We start from the raw sequence: 15727 nt of genomic DNA on the forward strand, positions 1-15727 counted from the left end.
ATGACACGTTCACTCAAAGGGTTACTGGCAGATATTGCTCTGGTTGGAAGCGGTCATCACTGCCATAACGAAGCCAACATTATTGCCGATTGGCTGATGTCAAGCGATGAAGGACAAGAAGCAGCAAGCCTGATTCGGCTCTCTTCTTTGACGAACCAAGGTAAATATCAACAGGCTCTGGATTTTGGCCGGGACCTTCCCTGGCCTGGCCTCGAACCTTGGTTAGCTTTGTGTGAGTGGCGTCTGGGGCTGGCATCAGCTCTGGAACAAAGGCTGACGCGAATGGCGGGCAGTGACGATCCACAATTGCTCTCCTTTGTTGACGGCATGCGGGAACAACTGACTCATGAATAGGATAGAAGGGTCATCCTATAACACCGTGTCGCAACCAACGACACAGACTCCGGTCAGCTCTGGGCATCAACACAGCTTCGAGCAAGCACTGGAAATCCTGCCCGATCAGCAAATGCTGAAAGAGCGGCAGCAACGCTGGATTCAGGGCGAACCGCTGGAAACTGTCTTAGGCGACTTCGATTCAACGACACAGCGTAAAACTATCTGGCAGTGGTATCAGACCTTATCGCCTGAAAGCCAACCTTCGCAACATGCCCAGTTAGAGGCCAAACTTACTACCCCTGTCCAAGAACGCTTGTGGTCGCAGTTTGGTGGCTTGGCATTGCCCGTCAACCCATCCCTAGATATACCAGAACTCAGAGCAATTGTTCGTGAATTCGCGCCTACAGGCCGCCAACAGGAAACCGTACTTCTCAAGGTACTGGGTAAAATTGAACCGTTAGCAGGTAATGAGTACCTGAATGACCTAATCCAACGTGAGTTAAAAACACTGATCCCCCGTAACGGTATGATGGATAACCTGCTACGAAACTCACACAAACTCGATTTGGAGGAATAATGGACCTACCACAAATAAGCGAGACACTGATAACCAACCTGGATGAACTCAACACACCTCAGGCCAGTGCCGAAAATATTGCCCGTTTTGAACTTGCTATGTCCAATCAAAATCAGGGAATTGAAAACAACCTGATCAGTGAATTGGGTCAGCTCAAACAACAGATTACTCAAGCTAAACAAGAACTGGAAACACAGCTAGCTATCCCTGGCAGTGATCCCAATAGCCTGATGCAAATGCAGTGGTCTCTGATGCGCATCACCCTGCAAGAAGAGCTGATTGCCAAAACGGTAGGACGACTCAATCAAAACGTTGAAACTCTAATGAAAGCCCAGTGAGGAGTTGTGAAGAAACCCTATATAATCTGCGTTATGCTCGCTGTCCTGATGCTAACTGGCTGTAAAATCGAACTCTACACCGGAGTTAGCCAAAAAGAAGGCAACGAAATGTTAGCCTTGCTCAGGGAAGCGGGCATTTCCTCTGATAAGCAGCCAGATAAAGATGGCAATATCAAATTGTTAGTTGAAGAATCTGATGTCGCACAAGCTGTTGAGGTGCTCAAGAGTAAAGGGTATCCACGAGAAAACTTTTCCTCTCTACAGGATGTCTTCCCCAAAGATGGCCTTATCTCCTCCCCGGTAGAAGAACGCGCTCGGCTCAACTTTGCCAAAGCACAGGAAATTGCCCGAACACTTTCGGAGATCGATGGAGTACTCGTGGCACGAGTACATGTGGTTTTACCGGAGGAGCAAGACAGACTGGGTAAAAAATTATCACCGGCCTCTTCTTCCGTGTTCATCAAACACGCGGCTGACGTTCAACTGGACACTTACATCCCCCAGATAAAGCAATTGGTCAATAACAGCATTGAAGGGCTGAGTTATGATCGTATCAGCGTCGTATTAGTTCCTGCGGCTGGCGTGCGTCAAGTACCATTAGCACCAAGGTACACGACTTTATTCTCTATCCAAGTCACTGAAGAATCACAGGGGCGCTTGGTTGGGCTTTTGGTTTTATTATTAGCCTTGCTATTTATCAGCAATTTAGCTCAGTTCCTGTGGCACCGAAGCAAGGTGCAATAATGGCAACAGAATTAACCCCCTACCAGTTCCGATTCTGCCCTGCCAGCTATATTCATTCTGACCATCTGCCACCAGAATGGCTTTCAGTCTTGTCCTCCCTTCCTGAATGGCGTAGCTCTCCTAGGATCAATAGGCTGTTGTTGACTCAATTTGATCTGAATGTGGACTATGAATTTCCGACCCGGTTGGGAAATATCGCCCTATTAAAGCAATCCTATCTAGAGCAGATTCTTACCTGGCTGGGAGCCTTACTTCATGGACAAGCTATTCGCCATTGCCTGCTGGCGACAGAACTTCGCCACTTGCATGACTCACTCGGGAGAGAGGGACATCATTTTTGCTTAAAGTACCTCGATATCATCATCGGCAACTGGCCGCCTGGTTGGCAACGTCCATTACCGCCTACAATTACTGCGAACTATTTTCGTACCAGCGCGCTACAGTTCTGGCTAATGGCAATAAGTCCCCTTCCCGCTGACTTCGTTAAATGTCTGAACCTGCGGCTTCCTCTCCATGAAAACCTCCCAGACTGGCCGGTCAATCAGACCGAACGACCATTGGCACAAGCATTGTGTCTCAAATTAGCTAAACAAGTGAATATAGAATGTTACCTTTTATTAAAATAACAAAAGAACACCTTCAACTATCTCCTGAACTTCTGATACTACGTAAAGCAGACTATCAGACCTGTCTCAGTGCCGAATCATTGCTTGATGCCGCCCGTGCCCAAGCGAGAGAAATTGAACGAGAGGCTCAAACAGTTTATGAACAGCAAAAAGAGCTGGGTTGGCAGGCAGGAATTGATGCCGCTCGTGCAGAACAAGCTAGCCTGATTCATCAAACTCAATTGCAATGCCAGCAATACTACCGGCAAATTGAGCAACAAATGAGCGACGTGGTATTACAGGCTGTACGAAAGATCCTGAAGAATTACGATCAAATTTCCCTTACCTTACAGGTGGTTCGAGAAGCGCTTTCATTAGTCAGCAACCAAAAACAGGTCATCCTACGTGTTAATCCTGAACAGGCCGCAACAGTGCGCGAACAGATATCTCGAGTACATAAAGACTTTCCTGAAATTGGCTACTTGGAAGTTACTGCTGATGATCGCCTCGATCAGGGCGGTTGTATTCTAGAAACAGAAGTGGGGATCATTGATGCCAGCTTAGATAGCCAACTCGACGCGCTCATGTCCGCGATTAATAGCAAATGGAAAAGTTAATGATTTTGTCACCTTGATAGATTCACAAACAACCATTTTCAACGCGATAATCCATGAACTCATTACCACCAAACACGTCAGATTCGTTATTTCTGAAACATACACAAAAATGAGGTTAGTACGTTTTAAAGAGAGTTTTACAACACTGCGGAAGGGCTAGACAGGAGTTCACTCTAAAGGTGAAAGCACCTTTAATTGGAAGTCAGAAAAGACGATTCCATGTTAATCCTCTAGTTTCTATTTAAACAGCCAATACGAAAAAGCCGAACAGAAAATCAAATAAAATACGGCTACCACCAACAAAAAACCCGCAATCAAGCGGGTTTTAACTTATTAACAACTTTAACTGCTCAGGATATCACCTTCATCGCTATCGTAAAGTCGCTAATGGATTCAAGCAACTAAGTCAAATCAGGATAATACGATAACATTTACTGCTGCTGGGCCTTTAGCACCATTCTCAATAGAGAATGAAACTTCCTGACCTTCTTCTAGTGTTTTGAAATTATTGCTCTGAATTGCAGAATAATGGACAAAAACATCCTTACTACCATCTTTTGGAGAAATAAATCCAAAACCTTTATCGTTATTAAACCATTTTACTGAACCAGTCATTGCATTAGACATAACATTTTCCTTTAATTTTATTAAGTTGCCACGAGGCGTATGAGGTCTGTTTTTCAGTTTTACTTATGGGTACTAATTAGAAGGAATTCGCAATGAAGAGGTATCAGGGATAACGCTAAATGGTGAACTGCTTTAACTTTCTTTTTCATAAATAGGTCTGTACTTCCAAACCAGTGACGCTATTAACTCACATTTATTGACCATTAGCAAGTTTTAATTTCTTTTATTTTTTCTATTAGTGTTCCCCTTTATCTTAAATTTCGGCTTTACCATAGCCATAACTAACTAATTATAAAAAATTTTTATCCACAATCTCTATTTGCCAAGATTACGGCACTGATTTGAATTTACAATTTTTCCATAACACCCTAATCAAGCTACAATCCGTAGCCTGAAATTAATGAAAATAAAGTTAACATCTATAAGTCTTTAAATAACCATCGCAGTTAACGAGCTGTGATACCTTAGAATATGGGAAAAACCGAGTACCATTCTCAACAACTGGTCCATGAGCAACACGACATATACCTGTCATTTATCATATATTGCTAATGGTTAAATATAGCTAAAGTTCCATCCTTTACCACTAAATTCCTAACATTTTATCCAACATTCATATTCATGGCTAAAGGGGAAAAAATACAGGAAAAGCCGTCATTGATGTTGCACCAAAAGATGCTAATGCTTATGGTCTGAATACCATGTTGCGTAAGAATTTCACAGCCATCAACGGAAAGGTAGTAGAAACCGTAGACCAGATGAAATATTTTGATTTTAATTATGGAAAAGATATCCGCAACGGTAATCATGTCGGAACTATAACTATTTCTCTTAGAAATCCTGACCTACAATTACCTTAGCAAATAGATTAAAGGTACGACATAAAATACCATGTCGTACCTCTCAGCATTACCAAATTATCCCGGCACCATACACCTATAAGGCTAGAGTTAATCAAACCCATTAGAAGCCCTTCACACTTACCCATTTTCGCCCTTGCTCCTGCTCAACAACACTTTCTATACTCCCAATCACCGCTTTCCCCTTACTCTGAACGGCGAGGTTTTTCGGAGGCTAATTGATGAAGCAGGAAGTCAATCAACGACACCGTGCCCTTTCCGATAGCTACGGCTGGGAGCGGATCTTGACTAACAGCCCCAAAATGATGGCCTTATGCCGAGATACAGCGAAAATTGCCCGCAGCCATGCGAGGGTATTGATCACCAGCGAAAGTGGCACCGGTAAAGAACTAATCGCTAAAGCCATTCATTACAACAGCCCACGGGCTAAAAGACCGTTCATCAAAATCAACTGTGGAGCTTTACCTAAATCTTTACTGGAAAGTGAACTGTTCGGCCATGAAAAAGGGGCCTTTACTGGCGCACAGATACAACGTCAGGGTCTGTTTGAACGCGCCAATCAGGGCATTCTGTTGCTGGATGAAGTTGGCGAGATGCCACCTAACTTACAAGCCAAACTACTGCGTGTATTACAAGAAAAAGAATTTGAACGCCTAGGCGGCAACCAGACTATTAAAACCGACATTCGCTTGATTGCAGCAACCAACCGTAATCTGACTGCTATGGTGGAAAGAGGAGAATTTCGTCATATAAGTCAGCTTCTGTACATCATATAAGGGAATAAATATGAAAAATAAATGCATTAGCATCCAGCAAGCCACAAAGCATTTTTATGATGGCATGACTATCATGATAGGCGGTTTTATGGGCATAGGGACACCTCCCCGGTTAGTCTCCGCATTACTAAACTCCGGTGTAAAAGATCTGACCCTCATTGCCAACGATACTGGTCACATCGGCATGGGTATTGGTCTTCTTGTGACGAATGACAGGGTGAAAAAAGTCATCGTCTCACATATTGGTACTAACCCAGAAACCGGACACAAAATGATTGCTGGAGAACTAGAAGTGGAACTGGTTCCTCAGGGGACGTTGATTGAACGTATTCGCTGTGGCGGAGCAGGTTTAGGCGGATTCTTGACCCCTACTGGAGTGGGTACGGTTGTAGAAGATGGAAAACAAAAAATAACCCTCAATGGAACAGACTATTTGCTGGAACTGCCACTGCGCGCCGATCTAGCACTCATTCAAGCCCATATTGCCGACTATCATGGTAACTTGACCTACCAATTAAGCGCGCGGAATTTTAACCCTTTGATCGCTCTGGCTGCTGACGTCACGCTGGTTGAGCCGGATGCGCTAGTTGAAGTGGGAGAAATTGCACCGGATTGCGTTATCACACCTGGTGCACTGATCGACTACATCGTTTATCCAGGAGAAAACAATAATGAATGCTAAACAACTTATTGCCCACCGCGTTGCTCTCGAACTACAAGACGGCGACGTTGTCAACCTTGGCATTGGCATTCCCACGCAAGTCGTGAACTATCTGCCCGATAATATTCATGTTACCCTCCAATCAGAAAACGGTTTTCTCGGCTTGGGTCCCATTACAGAAATCCACCCCAATCTGGTTAACGCCGGTGGAAAACCCTGTGGCATTCGGCCCGGAGCCTCCATGTTTGATAGTGCCTTCTCTTTTGCTCTGATCCGAGGTGGTCACGTAAACACCTGTGTTTTGGGCGCTCTTCAAGTTGACCAGCATGCCAATCTGGCGAGCTGGACAATACCGGGAAAAATGGTCTCCGGCATGGGGGGCGCCATGGATCTTGTCACGGGTGCCCGCAAAGTGATCATTGCAATGGAACACTGTACCAAAGATGGTTCTGCAAAGATTGTCAAGCAATGTACTCTGCCACTTACCGCCATCAACAAAGTCAGCATGATTGTCACTGAACTGGGCGTCTTCTACTTTGAACAAGGCCAGTTAATCCTGAAAGAACATGCACCAAACGTCACACCAGAAGTTCTGCGGGAAAAAACTGAAGCAGAATTTAGCATTGCGCATGACCTCAAAGTTATGCCTATTCCGGTACAAGAGAACGGCGCATAATTAGCAGTAACCAGCTGGTTTTATAAGCCATTATTTCACCAGCCCACCAAATTGCCATACTATTGACCATGGACGTTCACCTGATACAGAATATGTTTTTAACATAGAGCTGTGCCTCGCCGGATTATAAATAAAAGAAAACCGAACAACAGTGAATAAATATACCCGTCATCTTTCAAGCAGCAGCTTGAAAGATGACGGGTATATAATTTTTTATCGATTATAAGTTACGTATAAACTGATTTATTTTTTCACCAACACATAATACGCATAAAACAGAGTGAAATGATATAAAAAACATATTACTTAGAACAAATTCAATATATTTTACCTTACTAAATATCCATACAAAATATAAATAGCTTAGATATATTTCTGGTTTAAAAATATTAAATAATTTATTTACACCAATTATACAAAAATAGTTAACCATCTAAGTTATAAGAACATTTCATTATTCTCACTTCGAACTAAACTGTCATTAACGTGCATCTCAGAGAGTTACTTTCATAATAATTTAATACATTTACCATAAAACGGCATTATTTAATTTGAGGAGAGTATATGAGTACGAAGAATGATTTTAAGGCTTTTTCTATTAGCAATAATGCAAATGTAGTAAGCCAAGAAAGATATGAAGAAGAACAAAGTTTGAAAACTGGGTTTCCTCCAGAGCATATTACCACTCATGTGTTAAATAAGGTATTACGTCAGTCATCAACCATATCATCTGTCGTAGCTAATTTTATAGAGACACAATCTGGCAATGATGTTCTGGATGATGGAAATATAGTCAAACTCACTACTCAATTAAATAAAGCCTTAGAACAAAAGATCGCAACAGAAGTTCCCAGTGCTTCATTAACTCAAAAAGGAATAGTTCAACTCACAGACAAAACCGGCAACAGTAATTCACTTGCAGTCACTCAGAAACTTGTTTCTGATGTCAATGAGAATGCTAACAACAAATTGGCAAAAAACCAAAATGGCGCAGACATTCCTGATAAAAATGCGTTTGTGAAAAATATCGGATTAACGGAAACGGTGAATCAGGCCAAGAATGCCGTGCCGAATAGTAGAAAAATTAACGGCAAGGCGTTGACCGGAGATGTCATTCTGAATGCCGGGGATGTGGGAGCATTTAAGCTCGGATTAACAGAAAGATACACTGTTAATAATCAAGTCCCCTGGAACGCAAACACAGGGTTATATGATTTGCTGAACCCTGGAATAGATTCTTCGCATATCGCTCATTTCAATAACGGCATTGGAAGTTGCCCCGCTTTTCAATTGAAAGTGCAATACAGAAATGGCGGAATTGCTTATCGCTCTGCCCGTGATAGTTATGGTTTTGAGGAAGATTGGACTTATATTTACACAACAAAACATAAACCAACTGCGGCGGATATCGGAGCATATGCAAAATCCGAAGGATCTGAATTTATCCAACCAAAATATGTGACTCAAGCGAATATAACTGATTTTACAGCATGGATAAAATCATTGCCGCAGGGCGGTCATTCATTCAGATTTAACGGGGATCATGGTATTGGCTATCCATGGTCAGGCGGCTATATAACCAGAATGCATGACATATGGGCAGGATTTGTCGCGCATTATGACTATGCCGGTATTAGCTTTATCCACGGAAATGATGGGGGCGGAAATACAAAAGTTAGCCGACTTTGGACAGACAAAAACGCACACCCTGACGCTAACGGCATTCTTAGAAAAGCCAGCCCAGTTGTAGATATTCATCCAGACGGAACTTACGAGTTAACCTGCGAAGCTGAAGGAATGACTGTTAAGCGTGTAGATACCGGGAAATATCGTATCAGCGGCTGCAACGGTTTTGCCAAAGATGGAGCATGGGGAATTCACGGTGGCACTGTCGTTCCAGCAGACAGCAACGGGTTAAATCTTATTTGGGTTCGCGAATCGGTAGACACATCCAGCGGCGATATAACTATCGAATGTTATCATCGTCAAAATACCGACGCGCCAGAGTTTGCTCAAAACAAGCGCGTCAAAAGCATAACTGCCATAGGAGAAATCGTTTATTACAATGATGGTGAACTATGCGATATTCCAGACGGAAGAATGATCAATGTTCGTGTGCAAGCACCTGAAAAACCATAATAATGGCAATCAGGGCTATATAGCCCTGTAATAGAATCTCGGTATTCCTCTCCAGGAGAAATAAAAGCTGTGTAAATATGTATTACCAATAAAGCAATAAACATTCTCATTGATATAATGCCAAGTGAAAAATCACATTATTTCACTTGGCAGACAACAGCCCACAATTCCCTATTCTTACTTTTGGCATCCCCGGCCATCCAACATTAGTAGCTTGTAAAATATCTACCTTGCTTAGTAATACTCTGTATTACTTCCATTCCGGTAAAGTTGCTTCTTGTGTTTTTTGGGCTTTCAATAAGCATATTTTTGTTCAGTCATTATGCTGCTCTTACTATGTAATTAAAGGCAATATTGCGGGGACGGGTTTCGTGCTCACCATTCATTCCAATAGACTTTCTTTCCCCTAAACCCCCTCGATAGCTAGCTCCTCCAATCAGACTACCACGCACGGGGTCTGTATCCTCAAGAGTTTTACTCGGGCTATTAGTAGTCGAAATACTGTGATTGTGCCTTTTAAACGCATCAGCCTGAGTACTCAATAGATTACGTCCAATATCGATGCCACGCCCATCATCCCATCCGCGGATAAACTCATCTCTTAAATCGGGTAATCTCCCATCAGGATAAGCTTCAGCTAATTTTGGGTACTGTAATTTATTAAAAGCTGAACCGTTACAAGTGAAATAGCCAATAGGTGGATGGGGCAACAGCCATGGAATAGGAGAACCGATAGGAACTTCACTGGCTATGTTAATCCTATTATCTATCTCTTCACGGGTATATTCACGTAATGAACTTATTACCTCCTGAATAAGCTTTTGTGTAACCGCCAATGTGTCGCTATTGCCAATCACATTTGTCAGTTGGACAACACCTTTTTGTGTTAATGAAGCACTGGGAATATCTGTTGTAATTTTTTGCTCTAAAGCTTTATTTAATTGACCGGTGAGACTGGCTATATTTCCATCATCCAAAACATCATTGTCAGATCATGTTGCAATAAACTCAGCTACGACAGATGATATGGTTGATGCTTGACGCAATACTTTATTTAACAAATGAGTAGAAACATTATCCGGTGGAAATCCAGTCTGCAAACTCTGGTTTTCTTCATATTTCCCCTGGCTTATTACATTCGCATTATTACTAATAGAAAAAGCCTTAAAATCATTCTTGTGACTCATACACTTTCTCCTAAAATTAAATAATGTTGATAGATTCACATAATAAGTGCAACATCATTAATTATATAAGCCTTCACTTTGAGTGACTTTTTCTCTGGCAGGAGTATTTTATGCTTGATTACCGCCCTGAAAACTCAGAATAAGTACTCGACCACTGACGGGCACTTATTAACAGTATTATTGAGCAAAATCATCTCACATTTAAGTAAATCCTGACTTTCGTTTTATGAGAACATATTGACTGCTCAGTAAAAGACACTCTCGCCCACTGTTCTTGTAGCTCGGGCGAAATTAATATTATTGCAGTGCTTTTCTATGATATAAGTAGATTTGGTTATTTTCAGGATAATGAATATTAAGATAAACATCTTGCCTGTATAGAAAATGCAATTTAGTTTTTAAAGTTAATATGCTTTGAAAAATAGATCCTAGGAGTAATTGAATAATGTTCAACAAGTTTTTTCCATGACTGTAAAGCCAGTAAGAATTGAATAGAGTTTTTTTCAGTTATCCGTTTAATATCCTGTTCAAATACGAACCAAAGAGATGCATATTTAATTTCCTTATCACTTTTAACCCCCCCATTTAGGATCAATTCCAGTGCATCCTTCGACTGCTCAATGTTGTAAATTAGCTCTTTATCTTTAGCAGAGATTTTCACAGAAATTATTTCCCCATCTTTATATAAATCAGCAATTTCAAGCTTATATTTCTTCTTTTTATTTTCAATAGAATTTATTAGCGTTAGCTCTCTATCTAACAATTCATAGCCTTCTTCATTCGATTTCTTCTCATTAAAATAATATTCCCTGTAAGTTAATTTGTTTTCAACATACTCTCCTTTTTCGATCTTATCCTTTTTGACTGAAAGCCATTCCAAATAATCATTTTCATCTAAAGGATCTTGGATCTTTAAATCAATATTGTTTAGAGAGTCCCTTAAATAGCTCAAAAAAGGTTGATTAAAACAACACCAATCACCATTACTTAGAAAATAGTGAACATCACCGCTCTGGATATATATATCTAAAATTTCCTTAAGTGGCCTCGTAAACTTACTGCCTTTATCCTCTATGTCAAATGTGATTACTAAGTCATTTAAAGATTTTATTTTAGGATATGCTTTAACGTATTTGGATATAGCTTCAATACTGATAGAATTGCCGAGTTCTTCTTTAAGAAGATGTTTCCTACCAATCTTTGTTGCAATTTTATAATTATATTCTGTAAAGCTAAAACAAAAGTTAACACCATAAACTTGGAACTCTTCTAATCGAAGAGAAGCATCATTTCGCTTTAAATAATCAAATAGCACACAATCTAAGTTTAATGTTAATTCCTCATCAGTCACCATCTCTCTTTTTGGAAGGCGGATGCTTTGCGTATCCGCCATTGCCAATATTATCTTATCAAAAATATGTGCTAACTCTTCTGGTTTTTTATCAATATCCATTTGGATGGAATCAGCAAAGATAATATTTTTCGCTCCCCAAACATCCTTGTCCGTAGCTTTTAATTTCAAATGGTCTACTGATTCTCCCGGTTCATAACTATCTTTTATGAAATTTTTATATGACGATATCTCTTGCTTTTTTGATCCAGAAAAATACGTGCTTTTCTTTAGCAAGATAGTTTCTTCGTTCGCAATCCTGATAGCTAACTCAATACCAAAGTTCCGTTCGATAAACTTATTAACATAAAAATGAGACTTACCAAGTGTTATTGCAAATCCAAAATCAGGGTTTTTGATATTTTTTATACAAATAAGCAAACCATAATAAAATTTATTTTTAGGTTCATCCACTGCCTCATCAAAAAACTGCCTATACGTTTCCCACCACCATATTGGACTCCCCTCTAATCCTTTAGAAAAGTAAAAACACATTTTATAATCATCAATATCTTTTTCCTTTTGTTTGATCAGTCCAACTGAAATGGCTTTATCAATCAGTTTTTTAAGATTAGAAATGCGAAATCTATAAATATTGTATGTGTTAACCATAAATACTTATCCTTCTTTAAGAATCAACGAGCAAGAATACCCAGTGAATTAAGTATTTGAGTATCCAAAGTTTCGGTTGTAGGAGAAGGCAATCCATTCTCAACACGATATGTTCTTAAAGCTAACCGTGTTAAGGGTCCCATCTTTCCATCGATTGTTCCATTGTAAAATCCTTTATCAAGCAATGCGAACTGAACCCGCATAATGAGTCTTTTACGCTTTTCTGAATCTGAAACTAAATCATTTGATGATCTGTCTACTCCAGTGATGCTTGATGAGTTAGTTGTGGAAGAATTGTTGTGACTGTTTGAACGAAGAGAACGGACTGAAGAAGATGAAGAACCTGAGCTCGAGTTATCAGATGAACTTGGTGAGCTATATTTTTTTGGATAGTAAGGAGCACTACCTCCATAATAACCACCGCCTGATGATGACCTGTGAGAACTATGGCTACGGTGTGAACTGTGACTACGATGCCCAGCAATGTAGAACGGAACTTCTGTATTCAATGGAGCTATCACCAAATCATGCTCGTTAAGTGTCATGCCAGGTAGCTCACTCGCTCCAGTAGAAGAATCACTTGCCCAAACGGAGTTATTGAGTGCAAGAAATCCCGGAAGTAATGCAGCAAAATTGAATTTTTTCATTTAATTGGACTCGGAGGTTGATGAAAACGGCCTTTTGATGAACTGAAATAACCAGCACAGGAAGATTTCTGAGTGCATTCATCACATTCTTTTGGGTAAAAATTTTTCCAGTCAGAGATTGATTGTGTAGCTATTCTCCACGCCTTTCTGGGTAAATGACAAAGAGGAAAATTAAATATGGCCAGAGGGATACCACATCTGTGAGCACTATCAATGGCAGATAGCAGACTATCAGTATAACTTTCATGCTCAATGAAAATCGCTGACCAGTTTTTTCTTGCCCAACCAATCGACTCCAGTCCCATGAGTGATATCTGGTTGATATTTGAGAAAACCCTCCCTGAAAACTCAACTATTTCGTTTAGTTCGTTATGGTTATCTTGAGTAGGAATGATCCTTAGTTCAATGTTAATGCCAGAATTTCCGGCATTTATGAGTCCTCTTACCGTTTCGTCAAATGCTCCTTTACTACCTACTAACTGGTCATGTACCGCTTGCCTGGATGAGTAAAGTGGAATTCCAAAGGTTATCTTAAGCTTTTCGCATCGATCTTTAATCTTCTCTGCAAAGCTTGCATCTGAAAATTTTCGTCCGTTAGTCAAAATATGCAGAGAAGTTTCAGGCGAGTTTTCTATGATGAAATCGAGGAAGTTTAGAAAATCATCCCCATACAAAAGAGGCTCCCCACCGCTTACCCCTACCACTCCATCTAAAGCGAAGGAGGCTATGGCAAGTGCAGACTGGTTGAGTAACCAATCATCATTTCCTGTTTTTGGAGGTTGAGAACAGAAAAGGCAAAGGTTATTACATCTCTCTGTAACTAGAACAGTATTGTGGTTGGCTTTACGAGACAGGATAACCCTGATCATATTGCCATTATTAACTATCCCAATATCTCCATCTTCAATCGAATCGTATAACTGCTTACTACACACTGAACCTAAGTAATAAGGAGGATTACTCGAATCATCGAGATTTTCCTTGATTAAGAGGTTTGGAAGGTAAAACTGCGGATTCACTGGCTTATACTTACAAAGACGATAGAACCCCCGCTGAACAATCTCTTCAGATGAAAAGTGAAAAATATCGTTTCTCAACACCTCAGACATAAGCCCAGCCTTTGAGCATTTTTGCCATCGCTCCATCCTTGGAAATCTCGTTTAACAAATAACGGAACATTCCTTTGTGGTAATGGCAAAAGGTAGACCGACTTTTGTCACCTACTGGTTCTCCATGAACACTTATGCTCTGGCAGGGATCAGACCCGCAGAAAGGCTGATAAGCACAGGTGTCACAGCCAGGCATGGCGAAGTTGAATGATGATACTAACGAAGATTGATAATATTCATTGCTACTGAAAGACAGTGATGAGAAATTCCCTGCACTGAAATCCGCTTCTGGATTTGCTTTCTGAAGCATACGGCTTTCATCACTACCATACGCCCTACCGTCATAGTTGAAAAGGATACAGTTGAGCACCACCCCACTCGGTGATTTCAAGTCTGCATAACCGCTAAAGCCCGGATTGAAGATACGTTTAAGGTGTATCGCGGCTGAATGCTCAACTACAGGGATTCCCTCCTGGTTCTGCCAGAGGATTTCCTGCATTAGTTGATCATAAAATTCAAAATACTCTGGCATCGAAAACGTACAACTTTGCTTGTGAGCAAAACCATAGGGACTAACAGGTCTGATAAACATATCCTTCAGACCTAACGACAAGTGAGCTTCAACTATTGAGGCAGGATCAGCAGTCAGTTCTTTGGTTACGGTAGTTACTGTTGCTACACGACTTGGACCAAGTTCATCACGGATAGTCTGGATTCCTGCGACCACCTTAGAATGGGCTTTTGCTCCGGTCAAAATTCGATTTTTATTGTGAACATCTTCCTTACCATCGAGGGAAACAGAAAATGTAATGTTCCGATCTTTCACCCAGTCAATGATCGAAGCATCCAGAAGCGACAGGCTAGTTGCGATCACCATTTCAAAGGCATCATGCCCAAGTAAACTTTGGCATTCGTCATATATCCTCTGAACAAGATCAAACCTAAGGAGAGGTTCTCCTCCCTGAATCTCAATTTTATATGGGGTTGTTCCAAGTTTCTTAATAACACTGACGATTTCAGGGATCAGTGCAGGGTCCAAGTCGTAACCATTCGCCCCAACCGCTGCTCTACTGACCTGACAATACTTACAGGTATGGTCGCACCTCAGTGTTGGAACGATCATAAAGATAGGTCTGACAGCCAACTCATTCATCAATCGTTTAGCGAAACCAGAACTTAATGAAGCTTTGGCTAAAGCTTGAGTAGAATCCCCTGTTATAAACAGTCGCCCTTCCAATTTTGCAGAGGACGGATGATCGCTAGGGAAACGGTTTTGAGAAAGAAGTCGCAGCTCTTCGTCTTCTACGAAGTTATGGAAGCCCGCCAGGTTGCTAATGAAGATTTTGCCATCATTCAACCGGTCAAAGTTAAACGGCATGGTGTTCATTGAGCAAGTCTCGAATCAATGCTTTTGAGGACATTCTCGATGATCGAATTCCTGACCTGCTCTGTCTGGCTCTGGAGTCTTTCTCGAAGCTTATAGTCGTTGAGAAGTCGTTCGAATTCGAACTCAACCTCTCCACTATAAGTATCGAAGGACACGATCCAATAGTCATCATACTCATCCAGCTTCCAACGGCTATAGGCACTCATCCAGTAAAGGCTGTTTCTAATGACCCATTCTGAACATGCTGTTTTTCTTATGTTTTTAATCAAAGTCATTACCTCAAAATATACGAGTAAATCTTCCAATCTACTTGGATTAAACTTTTTTAATAAAGCGTCGTGCTTGTTTAAAACATTAAAAATGAAAAAAAAACACAATCAACTGTTTTCTAATAATTTTTTTTCAAAGCGATTTTACGGATGATTCTCATTGAAGGAAT

The 15727-nt window shown here is 40.8% G+C and carries 15 protein-coding genes and 2 pseudogenes; 10 read left to right on the top strand and 7 right to left on the bottom strand.

All coding sequences use genetic code 11. The annotated features are described in order from the left end of the window. From AM629_RS06985 to AM629_RS07010, 6 genes are read left to right on the top strand one after another with little or no spacing between them, the layout of a single operon-like run. Window positions 1–354, top strand: a complete 354-nt coding sequence (locus AM629_RS06985; protein ID WP_083451892.1) for a YscG family type III secretion system chaperone — start codon at window positions 1–3, stop codon at window positions 352–354. After that, window positions 347–913: a YopR family T3SS polymerization control protein gene (locus AM629_RS06990; protein WP_054477443.1), complete on the top strand. Its 567-nt coding sequence runs from the start codon at window positions 347–349 to the stop codon at window positions 911–913. Before AM629_RS06985 ends, AM629_RS06990 begins: the two co-directional genes overlap by 8 nt. Continuing rightward, complete coding sequence (sctI, locus tag AM629_RS06995; RefSeq protein WP_054477445.1) at window positions 913–1251, top strand: type III secretion system inner rod subunit SctI; 339 nt, start codon at window positions 913–915, stop codon at window positions 1249–1251. Before AM629_RS06990 ends, sctI begins: the two co-directional genes overlap by 1 nt. Window positions 1252–1257: 6 nt before the next feature. Then, complete coding sequence (gene sctJ, locus AM629_RS07000; protein ID WP_276525717.1) at window positions 1258–1995, top strand: type III secretion system inner membrane ring lipoprotein SctJ; 738 nt, start codon at window positions 1258–1260, stop codon at window positions 1993–1995. After that, window positions 1995–2621 (top strand): Yop proteins translocation protein K, encoded by a 627-nt coding sequence (locus AM629_RS07005; protein ID WP_054477449.1) that lies wholly within the window; start codon window positions 1995–1997, stop codon window positions 2619–2621. Before sctJ ends, AM629_RS07005 begins: the two co-directional genes overlap by 1 nt. Then, a complete protein-coding gene (locus AM629_RS07010) occupies window positions 2600–3217 on the top strand; it encodes an HrpE/YscL family type III secretion apparatus protein (protein WP_054477451.1) in 618 nt (205 codons plus the stop codon). The genes AM629_RS07005 and AM629_RS07010 overlap by 22 nt, the downstream gene beginning before the upstream one ends. Window positions 3218–3628: 411 nt before the next feature. Here the strand turns inward: AM629_RS07010 and cspE are convergent, their stop codons facing one another. Continuing rightward, on the bottom strand, window positions 3629–3844 hold the full coding sequence (cspE, locus tag AM629_RS07015) for a transcription antiterminator/RNA stability regulator CspE (protein ID WP_054477453.1): 216 nt from the start codon (window positions 3842–3844) through the stop codon (window positions 3629–3631). A 1105-nt stretch (window positions 3845–4949) separates the two neighbouring features. Here cspE and AM629_RS07020 point away from each other — a divergent pair. The 4 genes and pseudogenes from AM629_RS07020 to AM629_RS07035 form a co-directional block, all read left to right on the top strand. Further along, a pseudogene (locus tag AM629_RS07020) lies at window positions 4950–5450 on the top strand (sigma 54-interacting transcriptional regulator); the annotation flags it as partial. A gap of 40 nt (window positions 5451–5490) precedes the next feature. Further along, complete coding sequence (gene atoD, locus AM629_RS07025; RefSeq protein ID WP_054477455.1) at window positions 5491–6162, top strand: acetate CoA-transferase subunit alpha; 672 nt, start codon at window positions 5491–5493, stop codon at window positions 6160–6162. After that, window positions 6152–6817, top strand: a complete 666-nt coding sequence (locus tag AM629_RS07030; protein WP_054477457.1) for a CoA transferase subunit B — start codon at window positions 6152–6154, stop codon at window positions 6815–6817. The genes atoD and AM629_RS07030 overlap by 11 nt, the downstream gene beginning before the upstream one ends. Window positions 6818–7381: 564 nt before the next feature. Further along, on the top strand, window positions 7382–8956 hold the full coding sequence (locus AM629_RS07035; protein WP_054477459.1) for a phage tail protein: 1575 nt from the start codon (window positions 7382–7384) through the stop codon (window positions 8954–8956). 320 nt (window positions 8957–9276) lie between these two features. Here AM629_RS07035 and AM629_RS07040 read toward each other — a convergent pair. From AM629_RS07040 to hxsD, 6 genes and pseudogenes are all read right to left on the bottom strand, one after another. Continuing rightward, window positions 9277–10143, bottom strand: a pseudogene (locus AM629_RS07040) (tail fiber protein). 391 nt (window positions 10144–10534) lie between these two features. Beyond that, a complete protein-coding gene (locus AM629_RS07045) occupies window positions 10535–12145 on the bottom strand; it encodes a DUF6119 family protein (RefSeq protein WP_054477461.1) in 1611 nt (536 codons plus the stop codon). Between the two features lie 23 nt (window positions 12146–12168). Further along, a complete protein-coding gene (hxsA, locus tag AM629_RS07050; protein WP_054477463.1) occupies window positions 12169–12792 on the bottom strand; it encodes a His-Xaa-Ser repeat protein HxsA in 624 nt (207 codons plus the stop codon). Further along, window positions 12789–13901, bottom strand: a complete 1113-nt coding sequence (gene hxsC / locus AM629_RS07055; RefSeq protein WP_054477465.1) for a His-Xaa-Ser system radical SAM maturase HxsC — start codon at window positions 13899–13901, stop codon at window positions 12789–12791. Before hxsC ends, hxsA begins: the two co-directional genes overlap by 4 nt. Beyond that, window positions 13894–15288, bottom strand: a complete 1395-nt coding sequence (hxsB, locus tag AM629_RS07060) for a His-Xaa-Ser system radical SAM maturase HxsB (RefSeq protein ID WP_054477467.1) — start codon at window positions 15286–15288, stop codon at window positions 13894–13896. Before hxsB ends, hxsC begins: the two co-directional genes overlap by 8 nt. Continuing rightward, window positions 15285–15563, bottom strand: a complete 279-nt coding sequence (gene hxsD / locus AM629_RS07065; protein ID WP_054477541.1) for a His-Xaa-Ser system protein HxsD — start codon at window positions 15561–15563, stop codon at window positions 15285–15287. Before hxsD ends, hxsB begins: the two co-directional genes overlap by 4 nt. Window positions 15564–15727 lie beyond the last annotated feature (164 nt).

This window comes from Photorhabdus heterorhabditis (assembly GCF_001280945.1).
Lineage (GTDB): Bacteria > Pseudomonadota > Gammaproteobacteria > Enterobacterales > Enterobacteriaceae > Photorhabdus > Photorhabdus heterorhabditis.

Excerpts from the sequence above, each read along its gene's own strand:
- AM629_RS06985 (WP_083451892.1), top strand. The coding sequence starts at position 1 with ATGACACGTTCACTCAAAGGGTTACTGGCAGATATTGCTCTGGTTGGA.
- AM629_RS06990 (WP_054477443.1), top strand. The coding sequence starts at position 347 with ATGAATAGGATAGAAGGGTCATCCTATAACACCGTGTCGCAACCAACG.
- sctI (WP_054477445.1), top strand. The coding sequence starts at position 913 with ATGGACCTACCACAAATAAGCGAGACACTGATAACCAACCTGGATGAA.
- AM629_RS07005 (WP_054477449.1), top strand. The coding sequence starts at position 1,995 with ATGGCAACAGAATTAACCCCCTACCAGTTCCGATTCTGCCCTGCCAGC.
- AM629_RS07010 (WP_054477451.1), top strand. The coding sequence starts at position 2,600 with ATGTTACCTTTTATTAAAATAACAAAAGAACACCTTCAACTATCTCCT.
- cspE (WP_054477453.1), bottom strand. The coding sequence starts at position 3,844 with ATGTCTAATGCAATGACTGGTTCAGTAAAATGGTTTAATAACGATAAA.
- atoD (WP_054477455.1), top strand. The coding sequence starts at position 5,491 with ATGAAAAATAAATGCATTAGCATCCAGCAAGCCACAAAGCATTTTTAT.
- AM629_RS07030 (WP_054477457.1), top strand. The coding sequence starts at position 6,152 with ATGAATGCTAAACAACTTATTGCCCACCGCGTTGCTCTCGAACTACAA.
- AM629_RS07035 (WP_054477459.1), top strand. The coding sequence starts at position 7,382 with ATGAGTACGAAGAATGATTTTAAGGCTTTTTCTATTAGCAATAATGCA.
- AM629_RS07045 (WP_054477461.1), bottom strand. The coding sequence starts at position 12,145 with ATGGTTAACACATACAATATTTATAGATTTCGCATTTCTAATCTTAAA.
- hxsA (WP_054477463.1), bottom strand. The coding sequence starts at position 12,792 with ATGAAAAAATTCAATTTTGCTGCATTACTTCCGGGATTTCTTGCACTC.
- hxsC (WP_054477465.1), bottom strand. The coding sequence starts at position 13,901 with ATGTCTGAGGTGTTGAGAAACGATATTTTTCACTTTTCATCTGAAGAG.
- hxsB (WP_054477467.1), bottom strand. The coding sequence starts at position 15,288 with ATGAACACCATGCCGTTTAACTTTGACCGGTTGAATGATGGCAAAATC.
- hxsD (WP_054477541.1), bottom strand. The coding sequence starts at position 15,563 with ATGACTTTGATTAAAAACATAAGAAAAACAGCATGTTCAGAATGGGTC.